General features: G+C 54.2%; 23 protein-coding genes and 1 riboswitch. Of the genes, 20 read left to right on the forward strand and 3 right to left on the reverse strand.

Going from position 1 to position 22,019, the window contains the following annotated elements; genetic code table 11:
* Positions 1-34: 34 nt before the first annotated feature.
* From NHM04_RS16675 to NHM04_RS16705, 7 genes are all read left to right on the forward strand, one after another.
* Positions 35-1,351, forward strand: coding sequence for a PAS domain-containing methyl-accepting chemotaxis protein (locus NHM04_RS16675; RefSeq protein WP_254264882.1), 1,317 nt, complete (start codon positions 35-37; stop codon positions 1,349-1,351).
* A 193-nt stretch (positions 1,352-1,544) separates the two neighbouring features.
* Positions 1,545-2,465: a hypothetical protein gene (locus NHM04_RS16680; protein WP_254264883.1), complete on the forward strand. Its 921-nt coding sequence runs from the start codon at positions 1,545-1,547 to the stop codon at positions 2,463-2,465.
* A 62-nt stretch (positions 2,466-2,527) separates the two neighbouring features.
* Positions 2,528-2,944: a DUF1801 domain-containing protein gene (locus NHM04_RS16685; RefSeq protein ID WP_254264884.1), complete on the forward strand. Its 417-nt coding sequence runs from the start codon at positions 2,528-2,530 to the stop codon at positions 2,942-2,944.
* A gap of 27 nt (positions 2,945-2,971) precedes the next feature.
* Positions 2,972-3,304, forward strand: coding sequence for a YnfA family protein (locus tag NHM04_RS16690; RefSeq protein WP_254264885.1), 333 nt, complete (start codon positions 2,972-2,974; stop codon positions 3,302-3,304).
* Positions 3,305-3,324: 20 nt separating this feature from the next.
* Entirely contained in the window at positions 3,325-3,654 is a 330-nt protein-coding gene (locus NHM04_RS16695) for a multidrug efflux SMR transporter (RefSeq protein ID WP_254264886.1), read from the forward strand.
* 183 nt (positions 3,655-3,837) lie between these two features.
* Positions 3,838-6,708: a SprB repeat-containing protein gene (locus NHM04_RS16700; RefSeq protein WP_254264887.1), complete on the forward strand. Its 2,871-nt coding sequence runs from the start codon at positions 3,838-3,840 to the stop codon at positions 6,706-6,708.
* Positions 6,709-6,763: 55 nt separating this feature from the next.
* Positions 6,764-7,195 (forward strand): MmcQ/YjbR family DNA-binding protein, encoded by a 432-nt coding sequence (locus tag NHM04_RS16705; RefSeq protein WP_254264888.1) that lies wholly within the window; start codon positions 6,764-6,766, stop codon positions 7,193-7,195.
* A gap of 1 nt (position 7,196) precedes the next feature.
* On the opposite strand, the gene NHM04_RS16710 is transcribed toward NHM04_RS16705, so the two are convergent.
* Positions 7,197-8,294 (reverse strand): Gfo/Idh/MocA family protein, encoded by a 1,098-nt coding sequence (locus NHM04_RS16710; RefSeq protein WP_254264889.1) that lies wholly within the window; start codon positions 8,292-8,294, stop codon positions 7,197-7,199.
* A 220-nt stretch (positions 8,295-8,514) separates the two neighbouring features.
* Positions 8,515-8,642: riboswitch (cobalamin riboswitch) on the forward strand.
* 101 nt (positions 8,643-8,743) lie between these two features.
* Between NHM04_RS16710 and NHM04_RS16715 the strand changes: the two genes are divergently transcribed.
* From NHM04_RS16715 to NHM04_RS16770, 12 genes are all read left to right on the forward strand, one after another.
* Positions 8,744-10,564 (forward strand): TonB-dependent siderophore receptor, encoded by a 1,821-nt coding sequence (locus NHM04_RS16715; RefSeq protein ID WP_254264890.1) that lies wholly within the window; start codon positions 8,744-8,746, stop codon positions 10,562-10,564.
* Positions 10,565-10,719: 155 nt separating this feature from the next.
* Positions 10,720-11,331 (forward strand): cob(I)yrinic acid a,c-diamide adenosyltransferase, encoded by a 612-nt coding sequence (gene cobO, locus NHM04_RS16720; RefSeq protein ID WP_254264891.1) that lies wholly within the window; start codon positions 10,720-10,722, stop codon positions 11,329-11,331.
* A complete protein-coding gene (locus NHM04_RS16725; protein WP_371872559.1) occupies positions 11,332-12,798 on the forward strand; it encodes a cobyric acid synthase in 1,467 nt (488 codons plus the stop codon).
* Positions 12,795-13,832: an iron ABC transporter permease gene (locus NHM04_RS16730; RefSeq protein ID WP_254264892.1), complete on the forward strand. Its 1,038-nt coding sequence runs from the start codon at positions 12,795-12,797 to the stop codon at positions 13,830-13,832. Before NHM04_RS16725 ends, NHM04_RS16730 begins: the two co-directional genes overlap by 4 nt.
* Positions 13,829-14,605 carry a heme ABC transporter ATP-binding protein gene (locus NHM04_RS16735; RefSeq protein WP_254264893.1) on the forward strand — a complete coding sequence of 259 codons (777 nt, stop codon included), beginning with the start codon at positions 13,829-13,831 and terminating at the stop codon, positions 14,603-14,605. The genes NHM04_RS16730 and NHM04_RS16735 overlap by 4 nt, the downstream gene beginning before the upstream one ends.
* A 30-nt stretch (positions 14,606-14,635) precedes the next feature.
* Positions 14,636-15,178 (forward strand): bifunctional adenosylcobinamide kinase/adenosylcobinamide-phosphate guanylyltransferase, encoded by a 543-nt coding sequence (gene cobU, locus NHM04_RS16740; protein ID WP_254264894.1) that lies wholly within the window; start codon positions 14,636-14,638, stop codon positions 15,176-15,178.
* An 18-nt stretch (positions 15,179-15,196) separates the two neighbouring features.
* Positions 15,197-16,240, forward strand: coding sequence for a nicotinate-nucleotide--dimethylbenzimidazole phosphoribosyltransferase (gene cobT / locus NHM04_RS16745; RefSeq protein WP_254264895.1), 1,044 nt, complete (start codon positions 15,197-15,199; stop codon positions 16,238-16,240).
* Positions 16,230-16,826, forward strand: a complete 597-nt coding sequence (locus tag NHM04_RS16750) for a histidine phosphatase family protein (protein WP_254264896.1) — start codon at positions 16,230-16,232, stop codon at positions 16,824-16,826. Before cobT ends, NHM04_RS16750 begins: the two co-directional genes overlap by 11 nt.
* Positions 16,810-17,583, forward strand: coding sequence for an adenosylcobinamide-GDP ribazoletransferase (gene cobS, locus NHM04_RS16755; protein WP_254264897.1), 774 nt, complete (start codon positions 16,810-16,812; stop codon positions 17,581-17,583). The genes NHM04_RS16750 and cobS overlap by 17 nt, the downstream gene beginning before the upstream one ends.
* The gene (gene cbiB / locus NHM04_RS16760) at positions 17,577-18,497 is read left to right on the forward strand and encodes an adenosylcobinamide-phosphate synthase CbiB (RefSeq protein ID WP_254264898.1); all 921 of its coding nucleotides are present in this window, start codon (positions 17,577-17,579) and stop codon (positions 18,495-18,497) included. The genes cobS and cbiB overlap by 7 nt, the downstream gene beginning before the upstream one ends.
* Complete coding sequence (locus tag NHM04_RS16765) at positions 18,494-19,543, forward strand: threonine-phosphate decarboxylase (protein WP_254264899.1); 1,050 nt, start codon at positions 18,494-18,496, stop codon at positions 19,541-19,543. The genes cbiB and NHM04_RS16765 overlap by 4 nt, the downstream gene beginning before the upstream one ends.
* 19 nt (positions 19,544-19,562) lie before the next feature.
* Positions 19,563-20,441, forward strand: a complete 879-nt coding sequence (locus NHM04_RS16770) for a cobalamin-binding protein (RefSeq protein ID WP_254264900.1) — start codon at positions 19,563-19,565, stop codon at positions 20,439-20,441.
* Positions 20,442-20,487: 46 nt separating this feature from the next.
* Here NHM04_RS16770 and NHM04_RS16775 read toward each other — a convergent pair whose 3' ends face one another.
* Positions 20,488-21,357: an EamA family transporter gene (locus tag NHM04_RS16775; RefSeq protein ID WP_254264901.1), complete on the reverse strand. Its 870-nt coding sequence runs from the start codon at positions 21,355-21,357 to the stop codon at positions 20,488-20,490.
* 56 nt (positions 21,358-21,413) lie between these two features.
* On the opposite strand from NHM04_RS16775, the gene NHM04_RS16780 reads away from it, so the two are divergent.
* Positions 21,414-21,653, forward strand: a complete 240-nt coding sequence (locus NHM04_RS16780) for a DUF3565 domain-containing protein (protein ID WP_254264902.1) — start codon at positions 21,414-21,416, stop codon at positions 21,651-21,653.
* Here NHM04_RS16780 and NHM04_RS16785 read toward each other — a convergent pair.
* Positions 21,636-21,998, reverse strand: a complete 363-nt coding sequence (locus NHM04_RS16785; RefSeq protein ID WP_254264903.1) for a hypothetical protein — start codon at positions 21,996-21,998, stop codon at positions 21,636-21,638. The two genes, NHM04_RS16780 and NHM04_RS16785, sit on opposite strands and share 18 nt — an antisense overlap.
* Positions 21,999-22,019: the final 21 nt, after the last annotated feature.

A 22,019-nucleotide genomic window follows, 5' to 3' on the forward strand; every position in this document is an offset into this window, starting at 1 on the left:
CCCAGCCCTAATAATTAGATCGAGAGTGGACCTTATGTTTTTCAAGAACAAAGAGCTTAGTGCCCGTATTGCGCAGCTAGAGCAAGAGCTACAGATATTCTCGGATATTCAAAACGACCTACAGCAAGAGATGATCAGCTTTTGGCTGGATGCCAGAGGAGTCATTGCCGGAGTGAATGAAAACTTTTGCGACTGCACGGGCTATGGCAAAAACGAACTGGTGGGCAGACAGTTTCAAGATTTGTTGGTGCCTTCATCTGTGGATAAAGAGCACTGCCGCCGCATGCTTGATTCCATTGCCCAGGGGCGGCACTGGCATGGCGCCGTCCAGCTGGTAAAGAAAAACGGCGCCGAGGCGTGGCTGCGCAGTATTTTCCAGCCTAGGGTGAAAACATCGGGTGAACCCACTGAACTTGTGACTTACTCCACCGAGTTGACTCGCACTATTTCTGAATCCCGAGAAACGCAGGACATGATGCAGGCGTTAACTCGTTCCTCAGCGGTGATCGAATTTACCCTGGACGGCATTATTCTTAATGCCAATGACAACTTTCTGCGCTGCGTTGGCTATAGCAAGGGCGATATTGTCGGTAAACACCATAGATTGTTTTGTACCCGAGAAACGGCTGAATCCCAAGAGTACAGAGATTTTTGGCAGCGACTGGGCCGTGGTGAATTCGTTTCGGATCGGTTTCAGCGGGTCGGGCGTGACGGCAATATTATCTGGTTGGAAGCAAGCTATAACCCCATTCGCGACGAGACCGGTAAATACTACAAGGTGGTCAAGTTTGCCACGGATATTACCGAGCAAATGAAGCGCGAAGCGGCCATTTCCGAAACCTCCAACATTGCCTATGAAATATCGCAGAAAACCGATGCTGATAGCACAGAGGGCCTCAAGGTTATCAACTCGACCGTCGAAACCATGAAGGGATTGTCTGCGCTGATGCAAGACGCCAGTCAAGGCATTAACGAGCTGGACACCCAATCGGAAAGGGTGTCGGCGCTGGTCGATAGCATCAAGGGCATTGCTGATCAAACCAACCTTCTGGCCCTGAACGCCGCCATTGAGGCGGCGCGCGCGGGCGAACAGGGGCGTGGGTTTTCGGTGGTGGCCGATGAAGTAAGGCAGCTGGCCTCAAGAACCAGTGCCGCCACCGAGCAGATTATTGAAGTGGTTTCAGAGAACAAGCAGCTCACCAAAAAATCAGTATCGTTAATCGAATCCAGTCTCGCCGATGCTGAGCGGGCTCTACAGCTTTCTAGTGAATCCGGCAGCATGATGAATGAAATTCAGTCCAGTGCGCGCCAGGTAGTAGATGCTGTAAGCGAGTTCAAACGGACGCTGTAATACTCTCAAAGGCCCGCTCGGGCCTTGTTTCTCTCACCGCCCTCGGTTAACGTTTAGCCCCACTATAATTCGATAATCACTGTAAAGCTGTTTCCTCTGTGGCGAGCCATTGGCTGTCGACCACGGGGGCTAGAGCCATCTGCAGCGCAGAGCCACTTAATTGATATTTACCCTATGTGGAACAGGAATACTCATGAGCACTAACTCGACTCAGTTAATTAAAGACGAAGCCAATGGCAATAGCTGGTTATCGCTGCCCGGCGAGACAGAGGTGACGATACACGACTGTGGTATTAAACCCACTGTGCTGGAAACGGAGGCCGACGTTGGCAAGGCAATGCTGAACGAACTGCTTGACACCGCCGCCAGCAAAGAAGGGGATATCAATATCGCCCTGTTGGGCGGGCGCGGCGCCCAGCAATTGCACCGGCTTTTGGGTAAGCTGGCGCGCTCGGGCGAGCGCGATGAGCTTTTGGCACGTCTCAATGTGTTTACCCAGGATGCACTGGCCCCCATGAGTATGGGCAACTGTTTTAGCTTTGTGCGAGATTTTGAGCGTATTCTGGGCGACGAATTTTTCCATAAAATTAAAAGTTTTACCCCTATGCGCACCGATGCCGCTGACCTTGAAGCCGGTTTGGTTGAGTACCTGCAAAAACTGGAATCTCTGGGTGGCCTGGATATTTTCTTTATTGGTCACGGGCCGGAAGAAAATCAAGCGTCGCATCTGGCTTATATTAAGCCTTACTCCGGCGCCCAGCAGCATCATGTAGCGGGAATAATTCCTATCTCCAGCAGTATTCTGGAGCATCACATCAGTAAATTTAAGGCCGGCGGAAGTGAAGTGAATGCCGCTGACGAGGCCGAGTGTCGCGCTGCTCAATATATTCTCACCCTGGGTCCCGCCGCCATTTTGCAGGCCAAAAAGGTGGTACAGTCGGTGGTCGATGCCGACTCGGCGCCGGCGAAAGTCAAAACCTACGCAAAGGTGCTCAACACACGCTTAAGCGATAACAAAAGTGAAGCCCTGCAGCAGCTAAACGAGAACCCTGGTTTGTGGATTCGCTTGCACCCCAATAGCAAATCGTTTGTTCTGCCAAACCTTGGCGTGTAACAACTATCTGCCGCTCTCGCGAGCTGCTTAAAGGCTCGCGAGAGCGGCAAAGGAACAAAATAGTGTCGCCAAGTTTACCTGCACAAATTGCGGCTGTTTTTAATGCTTACCCCCAAGCGGCCCGAACTCAGTTACTGGCTATTCGCTCACTTATATTTTCTCTGGCTGTTGAACATAAGCTTGCGGCGGTGGACGAATCGCTAAAATGGGGCGAAGCGAGTTATCTGGTAAAAGGCGGTACGGCCATTCGTATTGATTGGAAAGAACAAACGCCGCAGCAGGTCAAAGTGTTGTTCCATTGCCAAACAAAGTTGATAGAAACCTTCCGCGAAGTTTATCCCGGCGAATTTATTTATGAGGGTAACCGTGCAATGGGTATTGCCTTGAGTGCGGATATTCAAAAGTTGCCTCTAGCTCATTGCTTGCAGCTGGCAATGCACTACCAACGAGTAAAACACTTGCCGCTTTTGGGGCTTTAGCCGCTCTTATTAATCAGGAGTTATCTTTTGCCGGAGTTTAAAACTGTCGCTTTATTTGTGCTAACGGCCCTGGCCGAAATTCTTGGCTGCTATCTTCCCTACCTATGGCTACGGGAGGGAAAAACGATTTGGCTACTGTTGCCAGCGGCGCTTAGTTTGTCCCTGTTCGCCTGGCTGTTAACCTTACATCCAACGGCCTCTGGCCGCGTGTACGCAGCTTATGGCGGCGTCTATATCGTAATGGCTATTTTCTGGCTGTGGACAGTAGACGGCATTAAGCCTACCAGCTGGGACTTGCTCGGTTCTGCTGTAGCCCTGAGCGGTATGGCAATTATTATGTTCGCGCCGCGTGGTGCTTAATCAAATCTAGAGGGAAACATATGGCCTGGCTTTATTTAGCAGTGGCGATTATCTCCGAAGTAATAGGTACCTTAGCGTTAAAAGCCTCCGACGGCTTCAGCGAGTCCGGCCCCAGTACCATTTGTATAGTGGGCTACGCAATAGCTTTCTATGCACTGTCGCTGGTGGTCAAAACCATACCCTTGGGGATTGCCTATGCCATTTGGGCCGGAGCTGGAATTGTGTTAATTACCGCTGCAGGAGCGCTCTGGTACAAGCAGTTGCCCGACGCGCCAGCGCTGATTGGCATGGCATTAATTGTTGCCGGGGTGGTAATTATTAATGTCTTTTCAAGCAGTGTAAGTCATTGATTTGTAAAATCTGGAGGGCTGCATAGCATTCTCATCAGTACTGTTTGTAGCCGCGGTGTGCTCTTGTGTGTTGCTACCCAAATATAGGTATGACTTTGCACAGGCAGGTTTATACTTTTTAAGGTCAGCGTTGAAAATACCCGATATAATTCAAAGCTAAGCATTTTGATTGAGGGTTTTGGTATGGCGGGTGTAGCAACTGTGTGGATGAGGTGCGGTATGTTTGCCGCAGCGCTGTTAGTAGCCGGGTGTTTTGATGATGACGATTCAGATAATGGATTTTCGTCGTCGAACTCATCGCAAAGCAGCTCCAGCTCAGTTGTTTCTAGCTCATCCGAGTCCAGCTCTTCCCTCTCTAGCAGTGTAAGCTCCTCCTCCGACAGTAGCTCATCACAATCAAGCAGTGCCAGCTCACTCGCGACTGTTTATGTATCCGATACCGAGCGTTCAGTCACCGCCGGGCAGAAGGTGTCCGTACATTCCTACATTGAGGGGCTTGATACCGATGCAGCCACCTACACCTGGGAGCAAATCGCCGGGCCTAAATTAACCTGGTTGGTAAACGATGCCGCCGATGCCACCTTTATTGCCCCTCAGGTAGAAGGTTCGGAGTTGATCGCCGTTAAGGTATTGGCAGAGTTGGACGGTGCTTCAGTAGAGTCCACCAAGGTGAATTTTACTGTAGAGCCCGAGCAACACTTGATTGTTAAAAGCCTGACGCCCACGCAGCGTGTGAATGTTGGCGATACCGTGCGTTTGCACGCCCAAGGGTTCGGCGCGAGCAACCCCGAGTGGCTGTGGACTCAGGTGTCACCCAGCTATCCCCAAGTGTCGATTGTTGATGCCGATACGGCCTCGCCCCATTTTGTCGCACCCAATGTAAGTGGCCAGACTTTTCGCTTTGAATTGTTTTACCGCGATGGCGACAGCGGTGCCTCCGCCGTCGCGTTTACCGATGTGACCGTGCACAGGCCGCCAACGCACAGTTACACTACCGCCCTTAATTTAGTGCCAAGCCAAGCTATACCGGTCGCCATCCCAGTGCCCCCGGTCGTGCCCGCCAACGAAATCCCTCCCCAGGCCTTGGCGTTGTATCCGGCCCCCGACAGAACCATTATTGAAGGGACAAGCGGCAATATTGCGATGACAGTGACCGGCGGCACGCCGCCATATACTTATTTATGGGAGCAGGTCTCTGGCCCCGCGGCGAGTATTGCAGGCGAGCAGACTCAGCTTTTATCGGTAACCGCGCCCGATGTTGCTGCCGTAGAAACCTTAACTTTTAAACTGACAGTAACAGACGACAACGGGGCCGGCAGTAGTCTTACCGCCAGTGCACGGGTACAGGCCGTGCCTGCGCCGGATACCAGTGTTCCCCCGACGCCGGTGGCCGATATCGTGACTCCCATGCCGGTTCTCAGTGCCAACGTGGGTGTGCCATTAACCATCAGTACCGAATTGCAAACGCCTGTGTTTACCCAAACCGGCGGCAGCCTGGGCAGTTTATCTACCCCGGAGGTCCAAGGCGGGCGTACGCATGTAAATTTCACTCCAGCGGCGATAACCACCAACAGTGAGAGTGCGAAAATTACGATAACGGGTACCGATTCAAACGGCAACAGTGTGCATCAGATTATCCCGGTGACCGTTTTTCAGGCTCCCGGCACCGAAGTGGTGGTGGCGCCGCCTGTTGCTACCATGCCCGTGCCGGGTAAAAACCCGCCCTTGGCGGCTCAATCGTGCGGTGCGACTATCGCCGACGAAGGTCAGCAAGCGGTTGTGTTAGGAGTGTGCGCCAGTGGTGGTACTGGCACGTATCAGTATCAGTGGCAGCAGGAGGCACCTGTAAGCCCGGTGTTGGCCTTGAGTGACAGCAATGTGAGCCACCCGACGGTGGACGCTCCTATTCTGGAGGCGGGTAAAGGGCTTTATGTGTTCCAGGTGGCGGTAACCAGCGGCGCCGAGACGGTTCATGTACGAACGCATTTGGCGGTAGAGAATATTGCCTCTCAACTTTATGTGGGGGCTCAGTCCGATCTCACGGTAACGGGTGGCACTGGTGTCAGCTTGCACTTGCCAACGGTGACGGGGGGCGTGCCGCCTTATAGCTGGCAGGTAACCCAAAGCGCCGGGCCCAGCGTTATGCTAATTAATACAGCTGTTGCTACCAATAAAGCCTTCGCCGCGCCAGTGTTGCATGCCGGTGCTGCCGATGAAGTGTTGCAGTTTGATATCACCGTTAGCGATAGCTTTTTAAACAAAGTAGAGACAAGCCAGCGCGTTATCGTCAAAGCGCCGGTGGCTTTGGCCGCAAGCATTAGCGGCCCGGCATCGGCTAATCAAGGCGAGGCAATCCACTTAAACAGCAAAGTGAGCGGTGGCGTTGCGCCTTACACCTATGCTTACACCGTGGTTGGCGCATCGCTGACGGTACCGGCAACCGCTAACCCCGAGGTGACATTACCCAGCTTGAGCGCGGGTGACAGCGAGTTGCCACTGGATATCAGCCTGGAAGTTACGGATGCCCACGGCGATACCGTGGATGCCGGCACGGTGCATATTACGGTAACGCCACCGGCAGTCGCCGCTTCATCCGCCGTGGCTGATCACGCTCTGGCACAAGCGACGCAAACCCTTAGCCAAACTTTGGCCGCGCCGGGCGGGTCGGCAGACGATATGGCCGATGATTTGTTTCAGGCGATGGCCGATGCCGCCAAAGATATTCCCGAGAGCGAGTTGACCGCGACTATTGTTCCTCCGGAAAAAACTCAACTGTTGGCAGGTTGTGGTATGAGCACCGATGCTGTGGCGGCTGATGCTTGTAGGGATAGCTATGTGGGCGGTGCTGCGGGTGCGTGCGATGCCAGCTTTGGGGGTATGTACGAAGATCCTTCCATCGCGTGCTGGGTCTTGCCGTTATGCACTAAGTCCGCCGGTGCCTGCCAGGGCGTGACCCCGGAAATGAAAGCAAAAATGGATGACGCAATCAACCAAATGACGCAATGGTTTCAGGATCATCCCGGGTGCGGCACTTACTTAGATCCAAATTGCTAAATTTTTAAGCCTCCCGCTGAGTTGTCGTCTTGGCAACCCAGTGGGAAAGCTTCGTTTGTTTCAGTGGATATTTTGGTTGTTCAGTCTGGTACGGTTAATGGATTACGATCAGTTCAATGAGTATTGCCGTTCACTGCCCGCGACCACTCACGTAGTGCAGTGGGGCGGGGCGCAGGTGTGGAAAGTGGGTGGTAAAGTCTTCGCCATTGGCGGCTGGGCAAAAGCCAATAACGGAACGGGTAACCCGGCCTTTACCTTTAAAACATCCGAGCTGCACTATGAACTGTTAAAAGATGAGTCCGGCTATCGCCCGGCTCCTTATTTGGCATCGCGGGGCATGAAGTGGATACAGCAGGTGAGCACTGATAAATCTTTGGATGAGCCGTTAACTTATTATTTACGCGAGTCTCATCGATTAGTCTCGCTAAAACTAACCAAAAAATTGCAACGCGAGCTGGGTTTAAACCAGCCCGCCTGTGATGAATAAATTACAACCCAATCCGCTTTTTCTTATCTGACGACTCAATCGCCGCGCGCACAATGGCGATGTCTTTTAACCCCTCTTCACCTGGCACTTTTACAGGCGTGTTATTGATAATGGCCAGGGCGTCGTTATCCATCTGCGCCGCCTGCTGGTTGGCGATAAATTTATCCAGCTTTTTGCCGTCGCTGGTGACGCCTTGCACACCGTTATAGGACTGCATGGGGGCCAGCTCGTACCAGCCTTCGGCGCAATCAACACGCAGTTTGTTGCCGGGTTCAACCACCGACGTACGACACTTGGCAATAATCCCTTTTGGAAATTCCAGGGTCAGGCTGGTGGTGTTGTCCACCTCCTCGAATTTGGGGTGGCTAAAATCACGGGTGGCTGTGACGGCAACAGGCTCCAGGCCCGCCGCGTAGCGGGCGCCGTTAATAGCGTACACGCCCATATCGTAGAGTGCGCCGCCGCCTATATCCGCTTGCATACGCCAGTTGTCCGCCGGTAAACCGTTACCCGCGTAGGCGGCAGTGGCATTAATGGTTTGCAAGGCACCGTAGGGGCGGCTGTGGGCGTACTGCATAACGGTCTGGGTGTTGGGCTCGTGCTGCATGCGGTAGCCCACCGACAATTTCACCTTGTTTTTACGGCAGGCATCGATAATGGTTTGGCACTCTTGCACGCTCATGGCCATGGGTTTTTCGCACCACACATGCTTGCCAGCATTGGCGGCGATAATCGAGTACTTCATGTGCAGCCCGGTGGGCACCACAATATAAATAACATCAATATCAGGGTTATTGGCCAAGCGGTGCATATTGCCGTAGTTGTACACATTGGCGTCTTTAATGCCGTATTTCTGCTGCCATACCGGAATTTTCTCGGGGCTACCGGTCACAATACCGCGCAACTCGCAGTGTTCGGTTAACTGTAGCGCCGGTGCCAATAAGTCGCGGCTGTAGTAACCCAGCCCCACCAGGGCCACACCCAGTTTGCGTTTGGGTGTGGCAGCCCAAACCTGCCTGCCGGCCCCCGTGCTTAAAAGCGCGGCGCCGATACCGGCGCGTTTGATTAGCTGGCGGCGAGAAGTGTTTAACTTGTCCATGGCAAATCCCTCTTGGTGATCACAATTTGTTCATTGCAGCAAGGCGCAGAGGTGAGCGCAACGGGATTTACACTTTCTTGCTGAACGCTGAACGCTGAACGCTGAACGCTGAACGTACCGCGTCTTGCGTGCGGCGTTCCGCGGAGCCTAGGCTCCGTAAATTGACAAAACCCCCGCCACGCCTTACATTGCGCGCCACGATAGCAGGTGCCTGCTGCGTTTAGGGTCACTGACTCTAGGCGCTGAGTAGGTTAAACGGGAAGTCCGGTCAATCCGGCGCTGCCCCCGCAACGGTGATCAAGCTCCAGGCTTGTCAGCCCGATACCGGCCTGTATCGCAACGCGATGGAGCGGAGGGCTACCATCAGCAAGTATCACGCGCCTTAGCTGGCGGGTGCCGCATGCTATTCCTCCCCTCGATCCCACTTTACGTTTGTTAGGGATTGAACTGTGAAAAAGACTATTCTTGCTGCAGCGATAGTCGCTGCCGCGCCCGCTGTGGCGCAAACCGAAAACACGCAAAAAGACCTGTTACCCAACCTGGAAACCATTGTGGTGGTTAGCTCGCGCCAGCCCGAAGCTATGCGCCAAGTAGCCACCTCGGTATCGGTGCTTGATGAAACTCAAATCAAGGCGCGCGGTTTTACCGCCTTGCAGGACGTACTTCGCGCTATGCCTTCGGTCTCGGTGACCAACTCGGGTGGCATGGGTAAAGCCAGCTCCATTCGCGTGCGCGGCGAGTCCGGCTACCGCACCATGGTGCGAGTGGATGGGGTTGATGTCACCGACCCCACAGGCACCCAGGCCAGCGCTCAAATTCAGCATATTATGAGCGCCGATGTTGGCAAGGTAGAGCTGCTGCGCGGCCCCCAGGGTTTGATGTACGGCGCTGATGCCGGCGGTGTGTTGAATATCGATACCGTAACACCAACGGGCGAGACCCAGATTAAGTTGTCCGCCGAGGGCGGCAGCTTCGACAGCCAGCGCTATAACGCCAGTGTCGGTGGTGGTAGCGATGTGGTGGATTATTTTGTCGGTGCTTCATACGCCGACACCGAAGGTTTTAACACTAGCCTGAACGATACCGAGCTGCAGGATGATGATGGCTACGAAAATACCACCTTGCATGGCCGTGTCGGCTGGAACCTGACCGAAGCGCTGCGCTTGGAAGCGGTTGCGCGCGATACTGAGGCGACCAATGAGTTCGATCAATGCGGTTGGCCTTATGTTGACGCCTGCGTGGGTGACTTTGAACAAACCAATGCCCGCGTAAGTGCAGCCTATAATACCGGCGACTTCAATAACGAATTGGCGTATTCAACCACTGATGTTACCCGCAAAAATTACGCTGAGGGCGCCGTCTCTTACGACACTGAAGGCGAAATCCAAAAGCTGGAGTGGTTGGGCAGCGCTAAACTGAACGATATTCACACCATTGCTTACGGATTAGAGCAGCGCGAAGACACCGTTAAGGAAATGAGTCGCGATCAGTGGGGCGCCTACGCCGAGTATCAGGGTCATTATGGTGAAGGCCTGTACGTTACCGCCGGTATGCGCCACGACGACAGCGACGACTTTGGCGATTACGATACCTACCGGGTAAGCGGCGCCTATGTATTCGATCTGGCGGCCGGTTCGCTCAAGTTTAAATCCAGCTATGGCACCGGGTTTCGCGCCCCCAGCCTGTTTGAAATTGACTACAATCGCCAGCAAAACAATCCTGATTTGGCGCCGCTCACGCCCGAAGAAAGCGAAGGTTGGGACGCCGGGGTAGAGTATTACGCAAACTCCGGCCTGCACTTGGAACTGGTGTATTTTGATCAGAGCGTTGAGCGTGAAATTGACTGGGATGGCGGCTATGTACAAAGCGCGGGCGAGAGCACATCCGAAGGTGTTGAGGTGATTGCCGATTTCCCCGTCGCCGACTGGCTGGTGGTAAACGCCAACTACACCTACACCGATGCCAAAACCGCCGAGGATGCCGTGCGCGCCCGCCAACCCGAAAATATGGCAAACCTGGGTTTCACCTTTATACCGGTCAGCGCTCTGCAGGCATCGGTTAACCTACGCACTGCCGAGGGTACTTATGACCGCGTCGGTGATCCGATCGGCAGCTATCAGGTACTCGATGCCAGCATCCGCTATGCATTGAGTCCGGCGCTGACTTTTTATGTGCGCGGCGAAAACTTAACCGATGAAGATTATGTTGAGGTGCCTGATTATCGCACCGCAGGCGCCTCGGGTTATGCGGGCGTGGAAGTCACGTTTTAACCCGGTGCCGATCTGAGAGGGCTCGGGGTGGCCGCGCTTGAAACGCGCTGTAAACCCATCCCTGGGAGCTCGGCGCCCGAATCCCTCGGGCGACGGTTTTAAGCACGACCACCCCAAGCCCTTTGTGCCATTTACAACCTAAAAGGTTAGACACCATGAGCGACGAGCAGAGCAAAAACGAACGCCATAAAAAGGCGATGGAAAAACAAAAAGCCAAAGTGGATGCACGCATAGAAGCGGCGGATACCGAACGCGGTGTGGCGATACTGCTCACCGGTAACGGCAAAGGAAAGTCCAGCTCGGCCTTTGGTATGGTGATGCGCGCCCTGGGTTACGACCATAAAGTGGGAGTGGTCCAGTTTATTAAGGGTGAGCAGTTATCCGGCGAAGAGCTGTACGTAAAAAACCACTGCCCGCAAGTTGAACTTTACCAAATGGGTACCGGCTTTACCTGGAACACCCAGGATCGTACGGGCGATATTCGCGAGGCGGAAAACACCTGGGCGGTCGCCGAAAAAATGTTAGCCGATAGTAGTCTGGATTTAGTAATACTGGACGAGCTGACCTATATGATTGCCTATAAATATTTAGATGAAGAAAAAGTCTTGCAGGCTATTGCCGATCGCCCCCGCGAGCAAAGCGTGGTGGTTACCGGTCGCGGTGGCGGCAGTGCTTTGCAAGAGCTGGTGGATACCGTCTCCGAAGTGAAAGATATCAAACACGCGTTTAAGTCGGGCATTAAAGCGCGCAAAGGTGTGGATTACTAAGTGACCTGTTTAATGGTGCAGGGGACCACCTCCGATGCCGGTAAAAGCACACTGGTAGCGGGCCTGGCACGCCTATTAAAGCGCCGGGGCGTTAAGGTCGCACCATTTAAACCGCAAAACATGGCACTAAACAGCGCCGTCACCGCCAACGGCGGTGAGATAGGCCGCGCCCAGGCACTGCAGGCTCAGGCGGCTGGGTTACAGCCACACTCGGATATGAACCCGGTTTTGCTAAAGCCCTCATCCGATACCGGCGCCCAAGTGATTATTCACGGCAAAGCCATAGGCAATATGCAGGCGCTGGATTATCACGCCTACAAAGCCACCGCCAAGCAGGCAGTAATGGATTCTTTTAACCGGCTGAAAGAACAATACGACTGTGTATTGGTGGAGGGCGCCGGAAGCCCCGCCGAGATTAACCTGCGCGAAAACGATATTGCCAATATGGGTTTTGCCCAGGCGGCGGACTGCCCGGTCATTCTGATTGCCGATATCGACAGGGGCGGGGTGTTCGCTCATTTGGTGGGAACTCTCGCGTTGTTATCGCCTGAAGAGCAGGCGCGGGTTAAAGGCTTTGTCATAAACCGTTTTCGCGGCGATATTGCTCTGTTGCAATCCGGACTCGACTGGTTAGAAGATTACACCGGCAAACCCGTGCTGGGAGTGTTGCCTTACTTACACGACTTTTACCTGGATGCGGAAGACGCGATTAGCACCGCGCAAGCGTTAACGAATAAAAAGTTTACGGTGGTAGTGCCGGTGCTGCCGCGCATCAGTAACCACACAGACTTTGATGCTCTGCGACTGCACCCGCAGGTAGATTTGCGCTATGTGTCGGTCGCGGATGAATTGCCTCCCTGCGATTTGGTTATTCTGCCCGGCAGCAAAAATGTGCGCGCCGATTGCGCGTCGCTTAAAAACAATCAATGGCAGAAAAAACTCAACCGCCACCTGCGTTACGGCGGCAAACTCGTGGGTATTTGTGGCGGCCTGCAAATGTTGGGGAACAGTATTGGCGACCCCGACGGCATTGAAGACATTCCGGGCGAGATTTCCGGCTTCGGTTTTTTGCAATTAACCACCCGCTTAACGGATTCTAAAACGCTCACCAATGTTAGCGGACAGCTAGTTTTAAACGATGAACAGGCTGACTTTAATGGCTACGAAATCCACTGCGGTATCAGCGAGGGGCCAGCGCTCGAATTGGCGCCAGTTGTGTTTAGAAAAGGCAGTCGCAATTGCACCGACGGCGCCCTTAGCGCAGACAACCAAATACTCGCCACATATTGTCATGGCATTTTTGATACCCCCAGTGCCTTGCAATTAATCCTGCAGTGGGCGGGACTTAGTGACGCGCCTAGCTTTGATTTACAAAGCTATCGTGAAACACAGCTCAACAGGTTGGCCGATACTTTAGAGACGCACTTAAATGCCCGGTGGCTGACCGAGTTGGAGTCCTGCCAGTGACGCCCGCCTCCAATCGCAAGCGCCGCATAAAAGTGGCGGCCGTCATTTTGGCGGCTTTGTTGCTCGTCAGTTTTTTACTGGCGCTGGGCCTGGGCGCTGTGGCCATTGCACCGGTGGATGTGTTGCGCGCACTGCTGGGCAGCGATTTTAGTGATTACAGCGGAGAGATTATTACCAGTATTCGTTTGCCGCGCGCGCTTTTGGCTGCGGGCGTCGGCGCCTTGCTTGCCGTATGCGGCGCTTACCTACAGGGATTGTTTCGCAACCCCCTGGCAGATCCGTCGCTGATTGGCGTAACGGCCGGTGCCTCGGTGGGCGCCAGCCTGGCTATTGTGCTGGGCGGGGGGGCTATGCTGGGCAGCGCCTGGGGCGGTTTGTCACTGGTTTCTATGGGCGCTTTTGTCGGCGGGCTTTTATGCGTTTGGCTGGTGTACCGGGTGGCAACGGGCATTAACGGCACCTCGGTGGCTACCATGTTGTTAATGGGTATAGCCGTTACGGCTTTGGCCGCCAGTTTAACCGGGCTTATGGATTACTTTGCCGATAACGAACAGTTAAGACGCATGAGTCTGTGGCGCATGGGCGGCTTGGATGGTGCCAGCGGTGCCCGCGCGACGATTATGCTGTTAGTGCTTGGTGTGTTGTTACTTAGCATGGGCCAGTGCGCACGTCAGCTAAATACTCTGTTGCTGGGCGAGTCTCAGGCGCGGCATTTGGGAGTCGATGTTGAAGCGTTAAAAACCCGTTTGATTGTTCTGGTGGCTTTGGGCGTGGGGGTGTCTGTGGCCATGGCGGGCAGCATCGCGTTTGTCGGTTTGGTGGTGCCACATATGGTGCGTTTGTGGGTTGGGCCGGATCATCGCGCGCTGGTGCCTTTATGCGCTTTGGGCGGCGCCAGCTTATTACTGCTGGCCGATACCCTGGCTCGCACCGCGCTTGCGCCCACCGAATTACCTGTTGGCCTTGTGACCGCCCTGGTGGGGGCACCTTTTTTTATTGTTCTGCTCAGACGTCAGCGAGGCTGGGTGCAATGAGTTTGCTTGAAGTGCAACAACTGCGTGTCAGTGCAGACGATAAACTCTTACTGCGCGATGTTGATGTAAGTTTGAGCGCTGGCCAGGTAGCCGCCGTTATTGGGCCCAATGGTGCGGGTAAAACCACCTTGCTCAAAGGTATTTGTAACGACATTCCCGCCAGTGGCCAAGTGGTGTTTGCGGGCCAGCCATTATTGCAGTGGGCCGCAGCTGAACGCGCGCGCAAAATGGCGGTGCTCAGTCAACAGAACTCGCTCGCCTTTGCTTTTACTGGCGCCGAGGTAGTATCGCTGGCACGTGGGCCTCACAGCACCGGGGCGAGTATTGATTCGCAAATTTGCATTGAAGCCATGGCCGCCATGGACGTGTTGCATTTATCTGCCCGCCTATACCCAACGCTGTCCGGTGGTGAGCAGCAGCGCTTGCAGCTGGCGCGGGTGCTGGCGCAAATTTGGCGCGCCGAGGATGCCGGCGAACGCTTGCTCTTGCTGGATGAGCCGGTAACCAGTTTGGATATTGGGCATCAGCATCAACTGATGCGCGCGGTGCGTGAGTTTGCCGCGAGCGGTGTGGCGGTGTTAATGACCGTGCACGACATCACCCTGGCTGCGGCACACTGCGACCATATGCTGGTACTGCACGAAGGAAAGTGCGTTGCCAGTGGCACGCCTGAACAGGTGGTTACCGAAGCGCTTCTGGCTGAGGTGTTTGCCACCGACGTGCGCGTTATCGCGCATCCGGATACGGGCAAGCCTATAGTGGTTGCGCAATAAATAAAAAGAATACGGAGCAAACACAAAATTATGCAGCTTATTTTAGGTGGTGCACGCAGCGGTAAAAGCCGCTTTGCACAACAACAGGCCGAGGCTTGGCAAGATCAAACCGGCGGCCAACTGCTTTATTTGGCCACCGCCGAGCCCGGCGATGACGAAATGCAAGCTCGCATTCAAATGCATCAGGGCGACCGGGGCGAGCGCTGGCAAAGTTTGGAAGAGCCACTGCAGTTGGCCAATGCATTGCGACAAAACAGTGGTTCTGATACTTGTGTGGTGATTGACTGCTTAACCCTGTGGGTAAACAACTGCCTGCATCACGCACAATGGGAGGCGCAAAAAAATCAGCTCCTGCGCACTATTGATGACGTATGTCGCGATGGCCCCGCGCCGCACTGGATATTTGTCAGTAACGAAGTGGGCTCGGGCATTGTGCCTCTGGGGCAGTTATCTCGCGAGTTTGTCGACGCCAGCGGCTGGTTGCACCAGGCGCTGGCCGCTCGGGCCGAGTCGGTTACCCTGGTGGTGGCGGGCCTGCCACTTGCCCTCAAGACTGCAGCGCAACAATTGTAGACACGTTAAGCAAAAAATATGAATAAATATCCTCAGTGGCTAAACGACGCCATTTCACCGCCCGACAGTCAGGCCATGAGTGCCGCACGCGCAAGACAAAACCAGCTGACTAAACCGCCTGGTTCCCTGGGCCAGCTGGAGTCGATCGCCGTGCGCTTTGCCGGGTTTCAAGGGCGTGAAAAGCCCTCTTTAAATAAAGTGTTAGTGCGGGTGTTTGCCGCCGATCACGGTATTGCGGCAAAAGGTGTATCGGCATTTCCGCAGGCGGTAACCGCGCAAATGCTGCAAAACTTTGCCCGCGGGGGCGCCGCTGTGTGTGTGCTGGCGCAGAGTCTCAACGCCGATTTTCGCGCGGTCAATGTCGGTTGTATTCATGAAATAGACCCGCAAATATCCGTGGTACACAACCCCATTGCCTCAGGCACTGCCGATTTTTCTCGCCAGTGCGCTATGAGTCAGGCGCAGCTCATCCAGGCGCTTGAGGTCGGTGCCCAGCAAACAAGCAGCGCTGATTTATTTATTGGCGGTGAAATGGGCATAGGCAATACCACTTCTGCCGCGGCGATTTTTGCCGCTGTGTATCAACTTGCCCCCGAGGCAATCACCGGGCGCGGCACGGGGGTGGATGATCAAACACTGGCTCGTAAAACTGCGCTGATTGCGCAGGCCCTAGAGTTACACGCGGCGCAATTACATCAGCCGCTATCAATACTGCAGTGCCTGGGTGGTTTTGAAATTGCGGCTTTGGTGGGGGCGTTTATTGCCAGCGCCCAGGCGCAAACCCCTGTGCTGGTGGATGGTTTTATTGCTACCTCGGCCGCAGCGCTGGCGCTGGCTATTAATCCGAGCATTGAGCCCTGGTTGCTATACGCCCACCGCTCGGATGAACAGGGCCATGCCCTGGCGTTGCAGCAGGTACAGGCCGAGCCATTACTGCAGCTGAACATGCGGTTGGGGGAGGGCAGTGGCGCGGTGTTGGCTAGCAATATCATTCGCCAGGCTCTGTTGCTGCATTCTCATATGGCCACGTTTGCCGAGGCTGGAGTGTCCGATGCAGATTGATCTTCTGCGCCATGGCGAATGTGAGGGCGGCCGTATTTTTCGCGGCCATACCGATGTCGCACTCACTGACACTGGCTGGCAGCAGATGTTGGCGGGCTTGCAATCGCTAGAAGATAATTGGCAGGCAATAGTCAGTTCGCCTCTTCAGCGCTGCCGCCGTTTTGCGCAAGTGTTGAGCGAGAATAGACAGCTTCCCTTAACCGTTATGCCGGGTATTAAAGAAATAAATTACGGCATATGGGAAGGCCAACAAGTGGCGGATGTTTGGCGCGAGCAAGAACAGCAAGTGCTGGCCTGGAGTCGCGACCCTGAGCAATATGGCCCGCCAGAAGGTGAAGCGTTTAGCCAATTTCGTGAGCGTGTTTTGCAAACGGTGCTGAGTTTGGCTGAGACGGGTGATAACAAATTGTTGCTGATTACCCACGGCGGAGTCATTAAACTTCTGCTTAGTATTGCCAACAATAAACCCCCGCCATGGATGATGCAGCTTAATATTGGTTATGGTTTTACCGCTTCGCTGCAGCTACAGGCGGGGCAATTATCAGTGTTATATCCGGAAGCTAGCCATTATGTTTACCCAAGCTAAACAGGCATTTTTATTTGCCTTGGTGTTTTTAACCCGCCTACCGGTGGCCCGCTGGATGCAAAAGCCAGAAGCCAATACTTCTACCAATGCGGTCTACTGTTACCCGCTGGTGGGGCTAGTGATTGGTGTGATCTTAGCGGCAGTGGCCATTGCCTTATCTGGCTTGGGTGATTTGCTTGGCGCAGCCTTGGTGCTGGCGCTATGGGTCGCTGTTACCGGCGCTTTACATCTGGACGGCTTGGCCGATTGCATGGATGCCTACTACGCCGGCCATAAATGCACGGATGCCGAGCAAAGGCGCGAGCGTATCTTAAAGGTGATGCACGATCCGGCCTGCGGTGCGGTAGCGCTGGTGTCACTGGTGCTACTGTTGCTGGTTAAATTCTCCGCTCTGGCGAGCCTGACGTCCGCCTGGCAGATGGTGGCGGGATTGATATTGGCCCCGGTGTTGGCCAGAACAGCCATTCTGCCGTTTGTTGCACTGTCGGAATACGCCCGTTACCAAGGCAAGGTGCCGGATAATTTAGTCACCAACAGCCAACGCCTGTGGTTGATTACCCTGTTGGTGGCGGCGTTGTGCGTGGCAACGGTGGGGCTGGTGACCAGCGCGATTTTAGTGGCTGCTGTGGCAGCTCTGCTGGTGTATTGGCGCTCGCTGTGGCAACAGCAAATAGGCGGCTACACCGGCGATTGCCTGGGCGCCTTGGTGGAACTCACTGAGACACTGGTGCTGATAATTCTGGTAGCGGTGTGGTAGTTGCCCTGGCGCTATTGCTGGGGTTTGCACTGGACGCCAGCTTTGCCGAACCGCGCCGCTGGCATCCACTGGTGGGTTTTGGTTATCTGGCGGGGCGGTTGGATTTGGCATTCAATAGGGGTCGGTTTTTACGCTTGCGAGGTGCTCTGGCTGTGGTTGTTTTACTTCTGCCTCTCACTTCGCTGGCGGCATTGCTGTGGTCGTGGTTAATCGCGCAATCTGCCTTTGCCGCTGTTATCACGGGCGCGCTGGGGCTGTACTTGGCGTTGGGCGGTAAAAGCCTGATTCTACATATTCAGCCAATTATTAACGCGTTAAGTGCCGCTGATACGGCGGCGGCCAGAGCGGCTGTACAAAAAATTGTCAGCCGCGATTGCGCCGAGCTTGAGTCAACCCAAGTGGCACGCGCGGCGACGGAATCTTTACTGGAGAACACCTCTGATGCGGTGGTAGCGCCGCTTTTTTGGTTTGCCCTTGCGGGTTTACCGGGCGTAATCGTGTATCGCCTTGCCAATACGTTGGATGCCATGTGGGGCTATCGCTCAGAAAAATATTATTACTTTGGCTGGGCGGCGGCGCGCCTGGACGATCTGTTGAACTTTATTCCCGCGCGCTTATGCGCCCTGGCTTTTGTCGCCTGCGGTGATGCCTCAGGTGCTATCAAAACCTGGCGGCTGTGCGCCAAAGCCTGGGCTAGCCCCAACGCGGGGCCGGTTATTGCCAGTGGCGCTGGTGCTCTGGGCATCAGTGTGGGAGGCGGCGCATCTTATCATGGTAAATGGTGCGATAAGCCGATAACACCCGGCCGCGCGGCGAGCGCAGAAGGTTTGCAGCAGGGGCTGAGTTTGGTGCGCCGCGCGAGTACATGTGTGCTGATAGTGTTCGCGCTTTTTTGTTGGGGTGTTTATTTGTGAGCGATGCCAGTGAGCACGGCGGAAACCTGCAAGCCGCGACAAAGTGCTTTGGGTTGCCGCACAACGGCTGGCAGGATTTATCCACGGGAATCAGTCCGTGGGGTTATCCGGTTAACAATGTCCCTGACGATGTGTGGCAGAACTTGCCCGTTAATTCTGAACCCTTACTTCATGCGGCACAAAAATTTTACGGGGTAGACAAGAATTATATTCTTCCCTTACCCGGTAGCCAGGCTGCAATTTCCTCTTTGCCGCGCTTATTGCCAGCGGCGCGCGTGGCGCTGCCAAGCTGCGGTTATCACGAGCACGAATACCATTGGACAAACGCTGGCCATATCCCGGTTTTTTATACAACCATGGATGAGCTACTGCGGTTAACCGAAAATGGCGCGGTTGAACATGCGGTGGTTATCAACCCCAATAATCCGACCGGTCAGATCTTTGGCTGTGACATACTGCAAAAGGTTTATCACAAAATTGCCGGTGTGCTATTGGTAGACGAAGCTTTTATGGATTGGCAGCCAGAGAACACTATGGCCGCGTTTGTGGCGACGCTCCCACGTTTGATTGTGTTGCGCTCGGTAGGAAAGTTTTTCGGTCTTGCCGGCATTCGCTTGGGTTTTGTTTTAAGTGCTAATGGGAAAGTTGAGCAAATAAAAGCAGCGTTTGAGCCCTGGGCCGTTAATGGCCCAGCGATGTGGGTGGCTGAGCGAGCCTTAACAGATTTCGCCTGGCAGAAAATGCAAAGGCGACGAATCGACAAGGTATATCAGACCCTTAAACATATTTTGCAAAATTTCATTCGACCTTTAGAACGCTCGGTGACGCTAGTGGGTACCGGGCTATTTGTGTCTTTGGCCGGCGATTCGAACCTCTTGGGTGCATTACATAAAGCCCTGGCCCTGCGGGGAATTTACACCCGCTGGGGTTATCAATGCGCCCCTTCCGCTACTGCCTATTTACGTATCGGCTTGCCCCCTGACGATGGTGTACGCTTGCAAGCTGCCCTGCACGGGATACGAGAGCAGTGGGAGCAACAGTATTGAAAAAACAGGAGTGGAAACAATGAGATTTGCCTTGCTTATAACCGCGATGTTTGCAGTGTTTTCCGTGCATGCAAAGGTTATTGAAGTTGTGGACGCGCGCGGTAAAACGCTTCGCTTGCAGCAACCGGCCGAGCGTATTGTGGCTTTAGCTCCACACATTGTGGAAAACGTATACAGCGCCGGAGCGGGGCCTAAGCTGGTGGCGGCAGTGAGCTATAGTGATTACCCGGCCGAGGCCCAGGCGTTGCCGCAAGTAGGCAGTTATAAAGCCGTCAATTACGAAGCGATACTTGCGCTCAAGCCCGATCTAGTGCTGGGCTGGGCCTCGGGTAATGGCCCCGAGGTTGCGCGCCAGCTGGAGCGTTTGGGGTTGACGGTTTATGTAGATGAGCTGCGCACCATGGATGATATTGCCGCCGAGGTGCGCACCATTGGTCAATTGGCCGGAACTTCATCGGTGGCTGAACCAAAGGTCTCGCAATGGCAGCAGAGACTGGAGCAATTAAAACAAGCGTACCACGGCGCCGAAGCTGTCACAGTGTTTTATCAGGTGTGGAATGATCCGCTGCAAACTCTAAACGGCGAGCACTTGGTCAGCGATGTGATTCGCCTGTGTGGTGGCGAAAACATTTTTGCTGATGCTATCTCGCTGGCGCCAAAAATTAATATTGAATCAGTATTGGCCCGCGACCCCGATACCATTATTGCCAGTGGTATGGGGGAGCAGCGCCCCGAATGGCTGGAAGAATGGAAGCAGTACACGGCGCTTTCAGCGGTAAAAAACCAGCACTTGTATTTTGTTCCGCCGGATATAATTCAGCGCCATACCCTGCGTATTCTCGATGGCGCCGATACCATGTGCCGTCAGCTGGACAAAGTGCGCGCCAAGAGCAAATAATAGTGCCGCACAAACAAATAAAAGTGACCGAATAACCTGATATAGGTTAATGGGTTTTGCGGCATACCCACACAGATAGCGCGATAACAGCGCCGCCTATTAACAGTCGCCCCCACTCGGCGTCGCGGCTCCAGAACATCACATTGACGAGAATGCCCGCCGGTATTAACAAATTGTTCATGGTTGCGAGCTGGCCGGTATTGACGCGCTTACTGGCCATGGCCCAGGCCAAGTAACCAAAACCCGAGGCCCCCAGCCCCAGCCAAATCAGCACCGACCATTGAATGGCGGTAGTGGGCACCAGACTCCAATCGGTAAACAGCAGCGTGCCCAGCCCCGATACCAAAGTCGCGCCCAGGAAAAAGCAGGCAAAGGTTTGTACCTGAGCCCTGCTACTGCCAAGCTCTAAGCGCTTATAGCCAACCTGACCTGCGGCAAAGCACAGGTTGGCGGCCTGAATCAGTAAAAAGCCTGTGATAGCATCGGCGCTGATATCTTCGTAGCGAATAATAGCGGCACCGGCAACCGCCAGCGCCGAGCCCACCCACCAGCGAAAAGGTAGATGCTGCCGACGCAAAATCAGCTCATCGATTAAGGTAATCCACAGCGGTGTAAAAATTGTGAACAGCAATACCTCGGCGACGCTGATATAGCTAAAGGCATGGTAGAGAAACTGATAGGTAACCCCCACTTGCAAAGCGCCGATAGCGGTTAAGGCCAACAGGGTTTTAGGGGGCACTTGTGCCGGGCGAAAAAAGGGCAGAAAAATTGCCAGAGCCAGCGAGACACGAATCAGCACGGCCAAATAACTGTCAACATGGCCGCTCAGGTAAACGCCTATAAGGGAAAAGCTAAACGCCCAAATTACAGTGACCAGGCACAATACGACAATAGCGGGAAATTGTTTAAACAGCATTTAAGGTATTCAGGCTATAGTGGGGCGCGCAGTTTAACACAGCGGGGATTTGGAGCATGCAACAGCCTATTGTCGGATATCACAAAGACGATGAAGACCACTGGGTGGCCGAGCTGGCCTGTGGCCACAATCAACATGTACGCCACAATCCGCCTTGGGTGGTGAGGGACTGGGTAACCACGCCGATGGGGCGCGCCGCGATGTTAGGGCATAAGCTTGAATGCAAACTGTGTGACGATACGCGGCGGGGGCAAAATCGGCCGCCCGCCGCTGAAGGCTTAGACTCTCTGCAGTGATTTTTCCAGGTCGGCGGTTTTGCGCCGTGCCAGTGCCAAGTTGGAGGTTTTTCGATCTAACACCAGATAAATAAACAGCCCCTCGTTGGATGTGCTGGGGCGAATAATATGCAGCTGGTTTTCGAGAGTAATCAAAATATCCTCAATGCCGCCTTCAATGCCGAGGCTTTTCATGGTTTTCATTTTTGCTTTAACCACCTCACTGTTGCCCGCCGCTGCGAGTTCGAGATCAACCCCGGAGCCTTCGGACGCTAATAGCATACCGGTAGTGAAATCGACAATGGCACAACCCAGTGCGCCATCAATTTCCATCAAACCCTGGGTGGTTTCTTTTAAGTTGCTCATCGTTATCTCCTGTGTATGAAC

Source organism: Gilvimarinus sp. DA14 (assembly GCF_024204685.1).
Lineage (GTDB): Bacteria > Pseudomonadota > Gammaproteobacteria > Pseudomonadales > Cellvibrionaceae > Gilvimarinus.